Source organism: Ruegeria sp. BHSB172 (assembly GCF_059613165.1).
Genome location: NZ_JBXWRZ010000020.1, coordinates 25,045 through 41,457 on the forward strand (window position 1 = coordinate 25,045; position 16,413 = coordinate 41,457).

The 16,413-nt window shown below is 63.0% G+C and carries 16 protein-coding genes; 9 read left to right on the plus strand and 7 right to left on the minus strand.

Features of this window, described 5'->3' with window-relative positions:
* Positions 1-2 precede the first annotated feature (2 nt).
* On the minus strand, positions 3-1,229 hold the full coding sequence (gene ilvA, locus AC2FM3_RS10900) for a threonine ammonia-lyase IlvA (protein ID WP_496681596.1): 1,227 nt from the start codon (positions 1,227-1,229) through the stop codon (positions 3-5).
* A 59-nt stretch (positions 1,230-1,288) separates the two neighbouring features.
* Entirely contained in the window at positions 1,289-2,056 is a 768-nt protein-coding gene (locus AC2FM3_RS10905; protein ID WP_496681598.1) for a hypothetical protein, read from the minus strand.
* A gap of 135 nt (positions 2,057-2,191) precedes the next feature.
* Between AC2FM3_RS10905 and AC2FM3_RS10910 the strand changes: the two genes are divergently transcribed.
* The 4 genes from AC2FM3_RS10910 to msrA all read left to right on the plus strand — a co-directional run bounded on the left by AC2FM3_RS10910 (position 2,192) and on the right by msrA (position 4,971).
* Positions 2,192-3,418, plus strand: coding sequence for an argininosuccinate synthase (locus tag AC2FM3_RS10910; RefSeq protein ID WP_170373152.1), 1,227 nt, complete (start codon positions 2,192-2,194; stop codon positions 3,416-3,418).
* 32 nt (positions 3,419-3,450) lie between these two features.
* Positions 3,451-3,849: a DUF1810 domain-containing protein gene (locus tag AC2FM3_RS10915; RefSeq protein ID WP_496681650.1), complete on the plus strand. Its 399-nt coding sequence runs from the start codon at positions 3,451-3,453 to the stop codon at positions 3,847-3,849.
* A gap of 79 nt (positions 3,850-3,928) precedes the next feature.
* Positions 3,929-4,210, plus strand: coding sequence for an SCP2 sterol-binding domain-containing protein (locus tag AC2FM3_RS10920; protein ID WP_496681600.1), 282 nt, complete (start codon positions 3,929-3,931; stop codon positions 4,208-4,210).
* A gap of 95 nt (positions 4,211-4,305) precedes the next feature.
* Positions 4,306-4,971, plus strand: a complete 666-nt coding sequence (msrA, locus tag AC2FM3_RS10925) for a peptide-methionine (S)-S-oxide reductase MsrA (protein WP_496681602.1) — start codon at positions 4,306-4,308, stop codon at positions 4,969-4,971.
* Here the strand turns inward: msrA and AC2FM3_RS10930 are convergent.
* The gene (locus AC2FM3_RS10930; protein ID WP_496681604.1) at positions 4,968-5,840 is read right to left on the minus strand and encodes a ribokinase; all 873 of its coding nucleotides are present in this window, start codon (positions 5,838-5,840) and stop codon (positions 4,968-4,970) included. The genes msrA and AC2FM3_RS10930 overlap by 4 nt on opposite strands.
* A 4-nt stretch (positions 5,841-5,844) precedes the next feature.
* The gene (locus tag AC2FM3_RS10935; protein ID WP_496681606.1) at positions 5,845-8,100 is read right to left on the minus strand and encodes an NADP-dependent malic enzyme; all 2,256 of its coding nucleotides are present in this window, start codon (positions 8,098-8,100) and stop codon (positions 5,845-5,847) included.
* Positions 8,101-8,260: 160 nt separating this feature from the next.
* On the opposite strand from AC2FM3_RS10935, the gene mutS reads away from it, so the two are divergent.
* A complete protein-coding gene (gene mutS, locus AC2FM3_RS10940) occupies positions 8,261-10,876 on the plus strand; it encodes a DNA mismatch repair protein MutS (protein WP_496681651.1) in 2,616 nt (871 codons plus the stop codon).
* Between the two features lie 58 nt (positions 10,877-10,934).
* Here the strand turns inward: mutS and AC2FM3_RS10945 are convergent, their stop codons facing one another.
* Complete coding sequence (locus AC2FM3_RS10945) at positions 10,935-11,498, minus strand: nucleotide exchange factor GrpE (protein WP_496681609.1); 564 nt, start codon at positions 11,496-11,498, stop codon at positions 10,935-10,937.
* Between the two features lie 10 nt (positions 11,499-11,508).
* Entirely contained in the window at positions 11,509-12,573 is a 1,065-nt protein-coding gene (hrcA, locus tag AC2FM3_RS10950; protein ID WP_496681612.1) for a heat-inducible transcriptional repressor HrcA, read from the minus strand.
* A gap of 113 nt (positions 12,574-12,686) precedes the next feature.
* Here hrcA and rph point away from each other — a divergent pair, with 113 nt between their 5' ends.
* Genes rph through AC2FM3_RS10970 form a run of 4 tightly spaced genes read left to right on the plus strand, consistent with a single transcriptional unit; the run spans position 12,687 to position 15,511 of the window.
* Positions 12,687-13,400: a ribonuclease PH gene (gene rph, locus AC2FM3_RS10955; RefSeq protein WP_496681615.1), complete on the plus strand. Its 714-nt coding sequence runs from the start codon at positions 12,687-12,689 to the stop codon at positions 13,398-13,400.
* Complete coding sequence (rdgB, locus tag AC2FM3_RS10960) at positions 13,397-14,011, plus strand: RdgB/HAM1 family non-canonical purine NTP pyrophosphatase (protein WP_496681617.1); 615 nt, start codon at positions 13,397-13,399, stop codon at positions 14,009-14,011. The genes rph and rdgB overlap by 4 nt, the downstream gene beginning before the upstream one ends.
* Positions 14,001-15,155: a radical SAM family heme chaperone HemW gene (gene hemW / locus AC2FM3_RS10965; RefSeq protein WP_496681619.1), complete on the plus strand. Its 1,155-nt coding sequence runs from the start codon at positions 14,001-14,003 to the stop codon at positions 15,153-15,155. The genes rdgB and hemW overlap by 11 nt, the downstream gene beginning before the upstream one ends.
* 2 nt (positions 15,156-15,157) lie before the next feature.
* Positions 15,158-15,511 carry a YbaN family protein gene (locus AC2FM3_RS10970; RefSeq protein ID WP_496681622.1) on the plus strand — a complete coding sequence of 118 codons (354 nt, stop codon included), beginning with the start codon at positions 15,158-15,160 and terminating at the stop codon, positions 15,509-15,511.
* On the opposite strand, the gene AC2FM3_RS10975 is transcribed toward AC2FM3_RS10970, so the two are convergent.
* Positions 15,501-16,397 (minus strand): ParB/RepB/Spo0J family partition protein, encoded by an 897-nt coding sequence (locus AC2FM3_RS10975; RefSeq protein ID WP_496681624.1) that lies wholly within the window; start codon positions 16,395-16,397, stop codon positions 15,501-15,503. The two genes, AC2FM3_RS10970 and AC2FM3_RS10975, sit on opposite strands and share 11 nt — an antisense overlap.
* Positions 16,398-16,413 lie beyond the last annotated feature (16 nt).

The following is a 16,413-nucleotide window of genomic DNA, read 5'->3' on the forward strand; positions in this document are numbered from 1 at the left end:
GGTCAGATCACGAACTGGGCCAGTGTCTCGTCCTCGGTGATGTCGGTATAGACGAAACCGGCATCGTCCAGATGGGCGAACAGGCGCAGAAAGTTCTCGGGCTTGGCGGTTTCGATCCCGATCAGGACCGAGCCGAAATTGCGCGCCGATTTCTTCATGTATTCAAACCGGGCGATGTCATCTTCGGGGCCGAGGATGTTCAGAAATTCCTTCAGTGCTCCGGGGCGCTGCGGCAGGCGCAGGATGAAGTACTTCTTGACGCCCGAGTAGCGCTGCGCGCGTTCCTTGACTTCGGGAAGACGCTCGAAATCGAAATTCCCGCCCGAGGTGACGCAGACGACCGTCCTGCCGCGCACAAAGCTTTGGACATCGCCCACCGCCTCGATCGCAAGGGCGCCGGCGGGTTCCAGCACGATGCCTTCCACGTTCAGCATCTCGATCATAGTGGTGCAGATGCGGTCCTCGGGGAGAACGATCACGTCCGACAGGTGCCGGTCACGCAACAGCCGGAACGGCTTGTCGCCAATCCGGCCCACCGCCGCGCCGTCGACAAAATTGTCCACCTTGTCCAGCGCCACCGGATGGCCCGCCGCCAGCGCCGCGCGCAGACAGGCCCCGCCTGCGGGTTCGACAAACAGGCAGTGAGTGCGGTCGCCGAACCACGTCGCCACGCCCGAGGACATGCCGCCCCCGCCCACCGGCAGCACCACGTGATCGGGCAGGCCGCCCAGCTGCTCCTCGATTTCGACGGCCAATGAGGCCTGCCCCTCGATCACGTCGTCATCGTCGAAGGGCGACAGGAAATACCCACCCTGCTGCGCGCACCAGTCCTGAGCCGCGGCAAGCGTGTGGTCGAAATAGTCGCCGGTCAGGTGGATCTGGATGTTGTCGCCGCCGAACATCCGAGTTTTCTGGATCTTCTGCTGCGGCGTGGTGACCGGCATGAAGATCACGCCCCGCACATCCATGTGCTTGCACATGAACGCCACGCCCTGCGCGTGGTTGCCGGCGCTGGCGCAGACGAACAGGTCCTGCCCCTGCTGTTTGCGCATGGCATTGAACGCGCCGCGGATCTTGTAGGACCGCACCGGGCTGAGGTCTTCACGTTTCAGCCAGATGTCGGCGTCGTATTTCTTTGACAGATGAGTATTGCGCTGCAACGGGGTTGCAGAAAACACGGTGCGCATCGCCTGTTCGGCGGCGCGGGCGCGGGTCATGAAATCACTCATGCCGCATTCCCTGCCCCATTAGGCCGACAAGGGCAAGGAATACATCGGTGTACGGGCGATCAGCCCAGTTCGCGTTTTTCGATGAACACGCCATACATCGTGGTCAGGATGCTGACACTGATCATCGGCAGGATCACCATGCCGAAGAACACGGCGATCAGAACCCCCAGAACCGGAATCATCGACAGAACGCCACCGGCCAGCTGCACCAGGAACTGGAACAGGATCGAAACCAGAACCAAAACGAGGATGGCGCCCCAGGTGCCTTGGGTGTTGCTCCACGCATCGCCCAGCGTGATCGGACGGCCGATGGCGGCCGCAGGCAGGATGATTGACAACCGATAGAAGCAGACGATCAGGAACACGATGTAAAGGATCGTCAGAAATATCGAAACCGCGATCGCGCCCTCGCCCAACATTCCGATCATCACAAGCATCGGCAGGTATCCGATCGCAAACAGGAGTATCAACATCAGCCCGCGCCCGAAATAGGCCAAGATGCGGTCGAACCGGAAGGTCGGCAGAAGCCCACTGGGATACTCCTCGAGCAGGATGAAGCGGTGCCACGCCACGGCGATCCAGCCCATGGTGACAAGCATCACGATCGCCAGAAGTATGATGAACAGGATGAATGATGCCGGATTCACCTCGGGCGGCAATCCTGTATCGCTGTCGTCAAAGGCTTCGACCGGAATGCCGGACACCAGAAACAGCCCGATGACTACGACGGTTCCGATCACGGCTGGACCAAGAACGATTTGCAGAACTTGCGGCAGATTGCCGAACACCATCCGCAGCGAATGGGCGAAAATCTTCCATCCAAGCATTCAAAAAACCCCTTTGACAATCTTTGGTTGTCTCTGGTGTGCGCTTATTCGCAGCGCCCGGTCAACCCACTGCTTCTTGCCCCCACGTCGAAAACCCGCTAGGGGCCAATCGTCTTACGCATAAGGGGAAGTCAGATGTCCGCGCCCAAGAAAGTTGTTCTGGCCTATTCCGGTGGCCTTGATACCTCGATCATCCTGAAATGGCTGCAGACCGAGTACGGCTGTGAGGTCGTGACCTTCACCGCCGATCTGGGTCAGGGCGAAGAACTGGAGCCCGCCCGCCAGAAGGCCGAGCTGCTGGGGATCAAGCCTGAGAACATCTATATCGAGGACATCCGCGAGGAGTTCGTCCGCGATTTCGTCTTCCCGATGTTCCGCGCCAATGCGCAGTACGAGGGGCTTTATCTGCTGGGCACGTCCATCGCGCGTCCGCTGATCTCGAAACGCCTGATCGAGATCGCTAAGGAAACCGGCGCTGACGCGGTGGCCCATGGCGCCACCGGCAAGGGCAACGACCAGGTACGGTTCGAGCTGGCGGCCTATGCGCTAAACCCCGACATCAAGGTGATCGCGCCCTGGCGCGAGTGGGACTTGACCAGCCGCACCAAGCTGCTGGAATTTGCCGAAGCGCACCAGATCCCGATCGCCAAGGACAAGCGCGGCGAGGCGCCGTTCTCGGTGGACGCAAACCTGCTGCACACCTCGTCCGAGGGCAAGGTTCTGGAAGATCCCGCCGTTCAGGCGCCCGACTATGTCTATCAGCGCACCGTCCACCCCGAGGACGCCCCGAACGAGCCCGAATATATCGAGATCGGCTTTGAAAAAGGCGACCCGGTCAGCATCAATGGCGAGGCGATGAGCCCCGCCACCCTGCTGACCAAGCTGAACGAATACGGCGGCAAGCACGGAATCGGCCGTCTCGATCTGGTCGAGGGCCGGTTCGTGGGCATGAAATCGCGCGGCATCTATGAAACACCGGGCGGCACCATCCTGCTGGAAGCGCATCGCGGCATCGAATCCATCACCATGGATCGCGGCGCGATGCACCTGAAAGACCAACTGATGCCGCAATATGCCGAGCTGATCTACAACGGCTTCTGGTACAGCCCTGAGCGCGAGATGCTTCAGGCCGCCATCGACAAGAGCCAGGAACACGTCACCGGCACCGTTCGCGTGAAACTCTACAAGGGTCTGGCCTCGACCGTGGGCCGCTGGTCGGATCATTCGCTGTATTCCGAGGCGCATGTGACCTTCGAAGAAGACGCCGGCGCCTATGACCAGAAAGACGCCGCGGGCTTCATCCAGTTGAACGCCCTGCGGCTCAAGCTGCTGGCGGCGCGCGACAAGCGGTTGTCCAAGTGACCGAGGATGGCGGCATAAACGACGAACTGGAAATGTTCATCGAAGCGCAGGACACGGTCTGGTCCGATGTCCTGCGCGAACTGGAACAGGGGCGGAAGACCAGCCATTGGATTTGGTTCGTCTTTCCGCAACTGGCCGAGCTGGGCCAGTCGCACATGGCGCAGCTCTACGGGATCGAGGATCTGGACGAGGCTGCGGCCTACCTGGCCCACCCCGAACTGCGCCGCCGCCTGACCGAGGTGGCCCGGCTGATGCTGACCCACGCCGGCAAGGACCCGGCCGAGATTCTGAGCAAGGTGGATGCCAAGAAGCTGCGGTCGTCCATGACCTTGTTCGGCACCGTGCCCGATGCGCCCCCCGAATTCCAGGCGGTTCTGGATGCGTTCTACGACGGTCAGCCCTGCCCGCGCACGCAGCAGGCCCTGGGCTGAGCGGTTTCCCGTAAGGTCACGCTTGCCCCGGCCCCTGCCCTCTGTCACCCCGAAGCAAGTGCGAAAAAGGGAGGCAGGGATGCTGCAGGAGATCGCCGAGGGAATCCAGAAAGGGCTGGCCGACAAGCGCTTTGACGGCTCGTTGAAATTCGATTGCGGCGCCGATGGCGTGATCGTGCTGGCCGACAACACGGCCAGCACCCAGGACCGCGAGACCGATTGCACCATCCGCATCTCGCGCGAAAACCTGGGCAAACTGCTGACCGGCAAGCTGAACCCGATGACCGGGGTGATGATGGGCAAGCTCAAGATCTCGGGCGACATGGGCGTCGCGATGAAGCTGGGGCAGCTTCTGGGCTAGGCGATAAACTCGTCTCACCACCGCGTGACAAACGGTTTCAGCCGATTGTCAGCCCCCCCAATGCGCGGCAGCCTGAGGCGAAAAGGAGGTCCGCCATGACCCGTTGCCTCGACCAGATCAAGCTGACCCTTCTGTTTGCGCTGATTGCGCTGGCGCTGATCCTGCGCGCTCAGCCGGCCCCGGCGGCCGGGACCGAGACGCTGACCGTGGCCGGCGGCTGTTTCTGGTGCGTCGAAGCCGATTTCGAGTCCGTACCCGGCGTGATCGAGGCGGTTTCGGGCTATTCCGGCGGCACGACCCCGAACCCCACCTACGGCCAGGTCACGAGCGGCGGCACCGGCCATTACGAGGCGGTGCAGATCACCTTCGACCCGGCGCGCGTTTCCCGTGAAACCCTGCTGAACCTGTTTTTCCGCTCGGTCGATCCCACCGATGCCGGAGGCCAGTTCTGTGACCGGGGCGACAGCTATCGCACCGCAATTTTCGTCTCTAACACAGGCGAAAAAGCTTTGGCCGAACGCAGCAAAGCCGAAGCGAATCGTGCGCTGGGTCAGGCCATCGTGACTCCGATCCTGCCGCTTGGGGCGTTCTATCCGGCCGAGGCCTATCACCAAGACTACTACAAGGGCAAAAAACTGGTGTTCACCCGGTTCGGGCCGAAACGCCAGCTGAATGCCTACAAGGCGTATCGCAAGGCCTGCGGCCGCGATGCGCGGGTCCGGCAGCTGTGGGGCAGCGCCGCGCCGTTTGCCGGATCTTAATCCAGCGCGGCCTCGCGCACCTCTTTCAGGTCCGGAATGACGTCTGCCGTGCCGGGCCGCATCACCATCAACGCCGCCGCCCGGTTGGCTTGGGTGATGGCCTGCGCCATCGGCATCCCCCGGTCCATTCCGGCCAGGACATATCCGGTAAAGGTGTCCCCGGCCCCGGTCGTGTCCACGGCCTTGACCTTGTGGGCGGGAAACTCAACAGCCGACTGGCCGCGTTGATGATATCGGGCGCCTTTTGACCCCAGCGTGACGATCACATGTTCGACCGGCAGATCGGCCGGGGCCAGCCCGGTGGCCTGTTGCAGCTGGGCCGCCTCGACCTCGTTCAGGATCAGAAAATCCAGATAGGGCAGCACCGCCTGCACCGCCGGCGCGCTGAAGGGAGCAGCGGCATAGCACACCGTCAGACCCCGCTCGCGGCCCAGCTTCGCGGCTTCTACCTGTGCGGTGGTCTCGTTCTGGAACACCAGAAGATCGCCCGTGTCAGAGTCTGCTAGCGCGGCGGAAACCTGATCGGCCCCGATCGCGTGGTTGGCGCCGGGGTACAGAATTATCAGGTTTTCGCCCTGCGCATCCACGGCGATGATCGCATGGCCCGTGGGCTGATCGACCTGCGCGATGTGCCGCGTGTCGACCCCGTATTCGGTCAACCGGTCGCGCGCCCACAGCCCATCGGACCCAACGGCGCCGATGTGGCGCACATGCGCCCCGGCCCGTGCCGCCGCAACAGACATGTTCGCACCCTTGCCGCCCAGAAACCGCTGCAACCCGCTGGCCGCAAGGGTTTCACCCGGCGCCGGCAGGTGCGGCAGCGCATAGACCGTGTCAGCATTGATCGAGCCAAGGTTCCAGATTGCCATTGGATCACGCCATGTCGCACGAGGCCAGGATGGCCATGTTCAGGATGTCATTCGCGGTCGAGCCGGTCGAACAGATCTGGATCGGCTTGTCGATGCCGGTCAGGATCGGGCCGATCACCGTGGCCCCGGCCATTTCCTGCATCAGCTTGGTGGAAATCGACGCCGAGTGCCGCGCGGGCACGATCAGGATGTTGGCCGGCCCGGTCAGGCGGCAGAAGGGATAGGCCTCTTGCTGGTGGGCGTTCAGCGCCACGTCGACGGTCATTTCGCCTTCGTATTCGAAATCGACGCCGCGCGCCTCCAGCACTTGTGGGGCCTTGTACAGCTTTTCGGTCCGCTCGGACACCGGATACCCGAAGGTCGAGAAGCTGACAAACGCCACCCGAGGCTCCAGCCCCATGTGGCGGGCAACCGTGGCGGCGCGTTCGGCAATCGTCGCCAGATCGTTCTCGTCGGGCCATTCATGCACCAGCGTGTCGCCGATCAGCACGATCCGGCCCTTGTGCAGCAGCGCGGTGATCCCGGCAGCGCCATGGGCGGCGTCGGCGTCGAACACATGGCTGATGCGGTCCAGCACATGCGCCGACTTGCGGGTGGCCCCGGTCACCAGACCGTCGCCATGCCCATGCGCCAGCATCAGGGCCGAGAACACATGCCGGTCGCGCGCGGCCAGGCGGTGGATGTCCTTGCGGTCAAAGCCTTTGCGCTGCAGTCGCTGGTACAGAAAGTCCTTGTAGGCATCGAGATGCGTGGTGTTGGCGGCATTGACCACCTCCAATTCGCGCACCGCGTCGCCCAGACCGGCGGCTTCCAGCTTGGTCTTCACGTCGTCGGGCCGGCCCACGACCAGCGCCTTGCCGAAGCCCGACCGCTGATACATCACCGCCGCCCGCAGAACCCGCGGATCGTCGCCCTCGGCAAAGATCATCCGGCTTTGCGCCGCGCGGGCCCGGGCGTTCAGGCCGCGCAGGATGCTGGCGGTCGGGTCCATGCGCGACTTGAGGCTCAGCTCATAGGCCTCCATGTCGATGATCGGCCGCCGGGCCGCGCCGGTGTCCATCCCCGCCTTCGCGACGGCGGGCGGAATGCGGTAGATCAGGCGCGGGTCAAACGGCGTGGGAATGATGTAGTCTCGCCCGAAGGTCAGTGACTTGCCATAGGCCAGCGCCACCTCGTCGGGCACGTCCTCGCGCGCCAGACGGGCCAGCGCGTGGGCGCAGGCGATCTTCATCTCGTCATTGATGGCGCGGGCGTGGATGTCCAGCGCCCCGCGGAACAGGTAGGGAAAGCCCAGAACGTTGTTGACCTGGTTGGGGTAGTCGCTGCGCCCGGTGGCCACGATGGCGTCAACGCGCACCTCGTGTGCCTCTTCCGGGGTGATTTCCGGATCGGGGTTGGCCATGGCGAAGATCACTGGATTGTCAGCCATGCTGGCGACCATCTCTTGCGTGACCGCGCCTTTGACAGATACGCCCAGGAACACGTCGGCGCCCTTCATGGCCTCTTCCAGCGTGCGCAGCTCGGTCGCAATCGCGTGGGCCGACTTCCACTGGTTCATGCCCTCGGTCCGGCCCTGATAGATCACACCCTTGGTGTCGCAAACGATGCAGTTTTCATGCCGGGCACCCATCGCCTTGAGCAGTTCGATACAGGCAATCCCCGCTGCCCCGGCCCCGTTGAGGACGATCTTCACGTCCTCGATCTTCTTGCCCGAGATGTGCAGCGCGTTGATCAGCCCCGCCGCACAGATCACCGCCGTGCCGTGCTGGTCGTCGTGAAAGACGGGGATGTCCATCTCTTCCTTCAGGCGCTGCTCGATGATGAAGCACTCGGGCGCCTTGATGTCTTCCAAATTGATGCCGCCAAAGGTCGGCCCCATCAGCTTGACCGCGCGGCAGAATTCGTCGGGGTCTTCGGTGTCCAGCTCGATATCGATCGAGTTCACGTCGGCGAAGCGCTTGAACAGGACGGATTTACCCTCCATCACCGGCTTGGACCCCAGCGCGCCCAGGTTGCCCAGCCCCAGAACCGCCGTTCCGTTCGAAATAACGGCCACGAGGTTGCCCTTGTTGGTATAGTCATAGGCGGTTTCGGGGTTCTCGGCGATGGCTTCACACGGAACCGCCACGCCGGGGCTGTAGGCCAGCGACAGATCGCGCTGCGTGGTCATGGGAACGGTGGCCTGCACCTCCCACTTGCCGGGGGTGGGTTCCAGGTGAAAGGCCAGCGCCTCTTCTTTGGTGATCTTCGCTTTGGGCATTTTGACGGTCGGTTCCATGACTTCGGGGCTTTTCGCCTCATACCGCAGGCGGGGGCGCGCCTCAACGACTATGCGATTTCACCTTTCGTCGCGGTTGGTGGATTTGTAAGGTCGCGCCGGAATACGCCAGAGGGGAGCAGCCTTGTCCAACGTCACGCCGATGATGGCGCAATACCTGGAAATCAAAGAGGCCCACAAAGACGCCCTGCTGTTCTATCGCATGGGCGATTTCTACGAGATGTTCTTTGAAGACGCCGTGAACGCCGCCGAGGCGCTGGACATCGCCCTGACCAAGCGCGGCAAACACAATGGCGAAGACATCCCCATGTGCGGCGTGCCGGTGCATTCGGCCGAGGGCTATCTGCTGACGCTGATCCGCAAGGGCTTTCGCGTCGCCGTCTGCGAACAGATGGAAAGCCCGGCCGAGGCCAAGAAAAGAGGCTCTAAGTCAGTGGTAAAGCGCGATGTGGTGCGCCTTGTCACTCCCGGCACCCTGACCGAAGACGCCCTGCTGGAGGCGCGCCGCCACAACTTTCTGGCCGCCTATGCCGAGGTGCGCGACGAGGCCGCGCTGGCCTGGGCCGACATCTCGACCGGGGCGTTTCACGTGATGCCGCTGACCTCGGTCCGGCTGAGCCCCGAGCTGGCCCGGCTGGCCCCGTCCGAGCTGATCGTGGCCGATGGCGCCGAGTTTAATCTGCGCGACACGGTCGAAGATCTTGGCATCGCGCTGACCCCCGTCGGGCGGGCCAGTTTCGACAGCACTGCGGCAGAAAAACGCATCTGCGGGTTGTTTCACGTGGGCACGCTGGACGCGTTTGGCAGCTTTGGCCGGGCCGAGATCTCGGCTATGGGCGCGCTGATCGACTATCTGGAAATCACGCAGAAGGGCAAACTGCCGCTGCTGCAGACCCCGATGAAGGAATCCGAGGATCGCGTCGTGCAGATCGACGCGGCCACCCGCCGCAACCTTGAACTGACACGGTCCTTGTCGGGCGGACGGGCCGGATCGCTGCTGTCAGTGGTGGATCGCACGGTGACCCCGGGCGGTGCGCGCCTCTTGGAACAACGCCTGTCCAGCCCCTCGCGCAATCTGGACGTGATCCAAGCGCGGCTGGATGCGGTCGATTTTACCGCCCAAGACAGCCTGATCGCCGCCGATCTGCGCGAAGCCTTGCGCAAGACGCCCGATCTGGACCGCGCCCTGTCGCGCCTGTCGCTGGAGCGCGGCGGCCCACGCGATCTGGCCGCGATCCGCAATGGGCTGACCCAGGCGCAGGCGATTGCCGAGATCTGCGCCGGTCAGGACCTGCCGGTGCTGCTGGCGACCGCGGTGCAGAACCTCGTGGGTTTCGACGACCTGCTCAACCTGCTGGATCAGGCGCTGGTCGCCGACCCGCCGTTGCTGGCGCGCGATGGCGGCTTCATCGCGCCGGGTTTCGACGCCGAACTGGACGAAGCCCGCACCCTGCGGGACGAGGGACGCTCGGTTATTGCCGGGTTTCAACAGAAATACGCCGAACACACCGGTATCGCCTCGCTGAAGATCAAGCACAACAACGTGCTGGGCTATTTCATCGAAACCACGGCCACCCATGCCGAAAAGATGCTGAACCCGCCGTTCAGCGAGACCTATATCCACCGGCAGACCACTGCCAATCAGGTACGCTTTACTACGGTTGAGCTCAGCGAGATCGAAACCCGCATCCTGAACGCCGGCAATTTGGCATTGGAGATCGAAAAGCGGCTCTATCAAAGGCTTTCTGACGAGATTCTGGCGCAGGCGGCCCGCATCAACCAGGCCGCGAAGGGGCTGGCGGAGCTGGACCTGACCACCGCGCTGGCCGATCTGGCGCGGGGCGAGAACTGGTGCCGCCCACAGGTGGACGGCTCGCGCGCCTTTGATATCGTCGCAGGTCGCCACCCGGTGGTGGAGCACGCGCTGCGCCAGCAATCCTGTGATGCCTTCATCGCCAATGACTGCGACCTCAGCGCCGAGGACGGCGCTTCCATCTGGTTGCTGACCGGCCCCAACATGGCCGGTAAATCGACCTTCCTGCGCCAGAATGCGCTGATTGCGCTGCTGGCACAAATGGGCAGTTTCGTTCCGGCCGAGCGCGCGCATATCGGGCTGGTCAGCCAGCTGTTCAGCCGAGTGGGCGCCTCCGACGATCTGGCGCGGGGGCGATCGACCTTCATGGTCGAGATGGTGGAAACCGCGGCCATCCTAAATCAGGCCGATGACCGGGCGCTGGTGATCCTCGACGAGATCGGTCGCGGCACCGCCACCTATGACGGCCTGTCCATCGCCTGGGCCACGCTGGAACATCTGCACGCCGCCAACCGCTGCCGCGCGCTGTTCGCCACCCATTACCACGAGCTGACCGCACTGGCCGGCAAGCTGGAAGGCGTCGAAAATGCCACCGTCGCGGTCAAAGAGTGGGAGGGCGAAGTGATCTTCCTGCACGAGGTTCACAAGGGCGCGGCCGACCGCTCCTATGGCGTGCAGGTCGCGCAACTGGCCGGCCTGCCGGCTTCGGTCGTCGAGCGCGCCCGCGTGGTTCTGGACCAGTTGGAAAAGACCGAGCGCGAGGGCGGCAAGCAAAAGGCGCTAATCGATGATCTGCCGCTGTTTTCCGCCGCACCGCCCCCGCCGCCACCGGCTGCGAAGGCCTCACCGGTCACCGATATGCTGGACCAGATCCTGCCGGACGACCTAACCCCCCGCGAGGCGCTGGACCTGATCTACAAACTGAAAGAGGCGGCCAGATCCTGACCGCCCCTTCATCTTTTCCCAAATACTCTCGCCGAAGGCATGCGCCCTAGGGCGCGTTTCAGCTTGCCGGCGTGGAAGACACGCCAACCTGCGCCGGACGCAGCAGGCGGTCATGCAACATGAACCCTTCGGCCGAAACCTGGATGATCTCGCCCGCCTTGGTGCCCGGCACCGGGGCTTCGAACATGGCTTCGTGCACGTTCGGATCGAACTTGTCGCCAACCTCGGGCGCGATTACCTCGATCCCGTGTTTCTTGAACACGTCCTTGAGCATGCGCATCGTCAGCTCGACACCTTCGATCAGACCGGCGGCAACTTCGCGCTGCTCGTCGCTCGCGGCCTCGAGCGCGCGCTTCATGCTGTCATAGACTGGTAGCATGTCACGCGCCAGCTTGGACCCGCCATACTGTTCCGCCTCGCGGCGGGCCTTGTCGCCGCGCTTGCGTGCGTTTTCCGCATCCGCCAAGGCGCGCATGAACTTGTCGCGCAGCTCGTCGCGCTCGGCCTTCAGGGCATCCAGTTCCAGCGCTTCCTCGCTGATCTCGGCCAATTCCTCGGCCAGTTCTTCCGCCTCGGCAGTTGCAATGTCGTCCAGAAATTCTTCGTTCTTCGGCTCTGCCATCTTTTATCCTCTAGCTCCGGTCGGAAATCAGCTTGCCGACCAGCTGCGCCGTATAGTCCACGATCGGCACGATCCGCCCATAGTTCAGACGGGTCGGCCCGATCACGCCAACGGCGCCGATTATCTTTCGATCAGCGTTCATATAAGGAGACACCACCAAAGAGGAACCCGAAAGTGAGAAAAGTTTGTTCTCGGAACCTATAAAAATGCGCACGCCTTCACCTTCTTCGGTCAATTCCAGGAATTCGGCGATATCGCGCTTGCGCTCAAGATCGTCGAATAGGACCCGAATCCGCTCCAGCTCTTCCTCCTGACCGGTATCGCCCAGCAGATTCGCCCGCCCGCGCACGATCAGCCGCGCTGAGTCCGTCTCGTCGCCCTCCCATGCCGCAAGCCCGCTTTCGACCAGCTCGCGCGCCAGCACGTCGATCTCCTGGCGGCGCGCGGCAATCTCGGTCTGGATCATGCGGCGCACATCGGACAGCGTGCGGCCCTCGATCAGGGCGTTGAGGAAATTGGCCGCCTCGCGCATCGAGCTGGGCGTCTGCCCAGGTGGCGGCGTGAACAGACGGTTTTCTACGTGCCCGTCCGAGAACACCAGAACCACAAGCGCCCGGTCATGGCCCAAGGACACGAATTCGATATGCTTGATCTCGGCCTCGTGCTTGGGCGTCAGAACCAAAGACGCTCCGCGCGTCACGTTCGACAGCGCCGCGCCGACCCGGTCGAGCATGCCGCTGACATCGCCTGCGTTGCTGCCCAAGGTTTCGTCCAGCTTCTGCCGGTCTTCCTCACCCAGGTCGCTGACTTCCAGCAGCCCGTCCACGAACATGCGCAGCCCCATCTGGGTCGGCACCCGCCCGGCGCTGACATGGGGGCTGTCCAACAGGCCCAGAAATTCCAGATCCTGCATAACGTTGCGTACGGTTGCTGCGCTGACCTTCTCGCTCAGCGACCGGGTCAACGTCCGGCTTCCGACCGGCTCGCCGCTTTCGAGATAGTTCTCGACGATCAGCCGGAACACCTCGCGCGACCGGTCGTTCATCTCGTCCAGAATTTTGCTCGCTTCACTCATCGGCGATCCTTTTGCTGGATGGTCATTAAATAGCTGCCAACAGAAAGGTCAATCGGGGTTGCATCGCTGCCGCGCCGGGCGGTATCCCCAAGCCAGCAGACAAAGGATATCTCATGCGACCCTCTGGACGAGATTTAAGCGAAATGCGCCCGGTTTCAATCGAGACCGGGTTTACCAAACATGCCGAAGGTTCCTGCCTGATCAAGATCGGCGACACCCATGTTTTGTGCACCGCCACGATCGAAGATCGCGTGCCGCCCTTCATCAAGGGGTCGGGCTTGGGCTGGGTCACCGCCGAATACGGTATGCTGCCCCGCGCGACCAACACCCGGATGCGGCGCGAAGCCGCCAGCGGCAAACAGGGTGGCCGGACCGTCGAGATCCAGCGCCTGATCGGCCGTGCCCTGCGCGCCGGGGTGGATCGCGTCGCCCTGGGCGAACGCCAGATCACCGTCGACTGTGACGTGCTGCAGGCCGATGGTGGGACCCGCTGCGCCTCGATCACCGGCGGTTGGGTCGCGCTGCGGCTGGCGGTCAACAAGCTGATGAAGGCCGGCGACGTGATCACGGACCCGCTGGTCGATCCGGTGGCGGCCGTATCCTGCGGAATCTATGCCGGCCAGCCGGTTCTGGATCTGGATTATCCAGAGGACAGCGAGGCTGGCGTCGACGGCAACTTCATCATGACCGGCTCCGGCAAGCTGATCGAGGTGCAGATGAGCGCCGAAGGTTCCGTCTTCAGCCGCACGCAGATGGACCATCTGATGGAATTGGCCGAAAAAGGCGTGTCCGAGCTGGTGGCCGCGCAACGGGCTGCCACCGCATGACCCGCCGGTTTGAAGGCGATCGGCTGCTGGTGGCCACGCACAACAAAGGCAAGCTCGAGGAGATGGCCCATCTGCTCGAGCCCTTTGGCGTGACGGTCGTGGGCGCGGCTGAGATGAACCTTCCCGAACCCGAAGAGACCGAGGACACGTTCGTCGGCAACGCGCGCATCAAGGCCCACGCCGCCGCCCGGGCCACCGGCTTGCCCGCCCTGTCCGACGATTCCGGTATCACCATCGATGCGCTGGACGGCGCGCCGGGCGTGTACACGGCCGACTGGGCCGAAACCGGAAATGGCCGCGATTTCCTGATGGCCATGACCCGCGCCCATAACGAGCTTGAGGCGCGAAACGCACCGCATCCACGCACCGCCCAATTCCGCTGTACGCTGGTTCTGGCCTGGCCCGACGGCCATGACGAGGTGTTCGAGGGCGTAGCACCCGGTCATCTGGTCTGGCCGATCCGCGGCAAGGACGGGTTCGGCTATGACCCGATGTTCGTTCCTGAAGGATATGACCAGACCTTTGCCGAGATGGATCGGTGGGAAAAGAACAAGATCAGCCACCGCGCCCGCGCGGTCGAGCTGTTCGTGAAAGGCTGCTTTGGCGGATGATTGGCGCAACGGGGGCTTTGGCCTGTACGTGCACTGGCCCTTTTGCGAGGCCAAGTGCCCCTATTGCGATTTCAACAGCCATGTTTCCAGAAATATCGATCAAAAACAATGGCTTGACGCATACCTGTCCGAACTGAAGCGATCTGCGGCCGAAACCCCCGACCGGGTTCTGAATACGATCTTCTTTGGCGGTGGCACCCCGTCGCTGATGGCGCCCGAAACCGTCGCCGCCGTGATCGACACCGCCCGCAGCCTTTGGCGGCCCGCCAATGACATGGAAATCACGCTCGAGGCCAATCCCGGCTCGGTCGAGGCCGGACGGTTCGCCGCCTATCGCGATGCCGGTGTGAACCGGATCTCGATGGGCATTCAGGCGATGAATGACGAAGATCTGAGGCGGCTGGGCCGCATCCACAGCGTGGCCGAGGCACGTGCCGCCTTCGACATCGCCCGCACCTGTTTCGACCGGGTCAGCTTTGACCTGATCTATGCCCGCCAGTACCAGACGCTTGAAGCCTGGCGCGCCGAGCTGACCGAGGCACTGTCGATGGCGATCGACCATCTGTCGCTGTACCAACTGACCATCGAGGCAGGCACCGCATTCGGCGACCGCTATTCGGTCGGCAAGCTGCGTGGCCTGCCCGAGGACGATAACGCCGCCGACATGTATCTGGCCACGCAAGAGATCTGCGAGGCCCACGGCATGCCCGCCTACGAGGTGTCGAACCACGCCGCCCCCGGGGCCGAGTCGCGGCACAACCTGATCTATTGGCGCTATGGCGATTATGTCGGCATCGGACCGGGCGCCCATGGGCGGATCACGGTGAACGGCCAACGGATCGCAACCGAAACGCATCTGGCACCGACCGCGTGGCTGAATGCCGCCGAGCAGGGAAATGGCGAGAAGCTGCGGACCCCACTGACCGCTGAAGAACAAGCGAACGAATACCTCATGATGTGTCTTCGATTGACGGAAGGTCTAGATATGGACCGTTTTAGCCGTTTAGCCGGGCGCTCTTTGCCGCAGACCAAACTGGACTATCTGCAGGAGATCGGAATGATCACCCAACAGGAAAACCGTCTGGCTGCCACCGCGGACGGCCGCGCCGTTCTGAATGCGGTGATCCGAGAATTGCTGGAGTAGAGATGCACTATCTGTGGGCCACATTGGGATTGCTCTGCGTCGCGCTTGCGATGGTCGGGGTCGTCCTTCCCTTGGTGCCCACGGTTCCGTTCCTGCTGCTGGCGGCGTTTTTCTTCGCGCGGTCCTCAAGCCGGTTGCACACCTGGCTGCTGACGCATCGCACCTTCGGCCCGCTGATCGTCGACTGGCAGAGCTCGGGTGCGATCCGGCCGGCGGCAAAAAAGGCGGCAACCCTGTCGGTCGCCGCCGTCTTTGGCCTGTCCGTTCTGGTTTCGGTTCCGGTCCATGTCCTGATCATTCAGGCCGTGACCCTGGGCGCGGTCATGATCTTTATCTGGTCACGCCCTAGCGGCTGAGCTTGGCACAGAGATCATCCAGCTGGTCCAGGTTTTCATAGGTCAGCACGACCTGCCCCGTCTCGGTTCCCGGCTTGTGGTTGATGACCACCTTCATCGCCAGGATCGCGGACAGGTCCTTTTCCAGCGCCCGCGTGTCGGCATCCTTGCCCGCGTACAGGTTGCGTGAGCGCGGCGCGGGCTTGTCCGTGTTGCTCTGCTGTTGCTTTTTGACTAGGGCTTCGGTCGCCCGAACCGACAACCCCTCTTTGACCACGGTCTTCGCCAACTCGGACGGGTTTTCCGACGTAATCAGCGCGCGGGCATGTCCGGCCGACAATTTTCCTTCAACGACAAGGGCTTGAACGTCTCCGGGCAGTGACAGCAGTCGCAACAGGTTGGCAATGTGGCTACGGCTCTTTCCCAGGGCTTCGGCCAGTTTCTCTTGCGTGTGTCCAAACCGATCCATCAACTGTTTGTAGCCTGCGGCCTCTTCCACGGCATTCAGATCGGCGCGCTGGATGTTTTCAATGATGGCGACTTCCAGCACCTCGGTGTCGTCGAACTCGCGCACGATGACCGGAATGTCATGCAGTTGCGCCATCTGCGCGGCGCGCCACCGGCGTTCACCGGCGACGATCTCGTATTGGCCGCCCTCGACGGGACGCACGATCAGGGGCTGGATGATGCCCTTTTCCTTGACCGAGGCGGCCAGCTCGTCCAACTGCTCTTGCGAAAAGGTGCGGCGCGGCTGGTTGGGGTTGGCCCGCAGCTTTTCGATCGGAACTTTCATGTCCGGTCGACGCGGCGCGGCAGATACCTGCCCCTGCGGATCCTGCGTGACATCCGCCATCAAAGCGGACAACCCGCGCCCCAGCCCCCTGGGTTTTGCCTTTTTGGCGCTCACTTCGCCCTCCTGACAG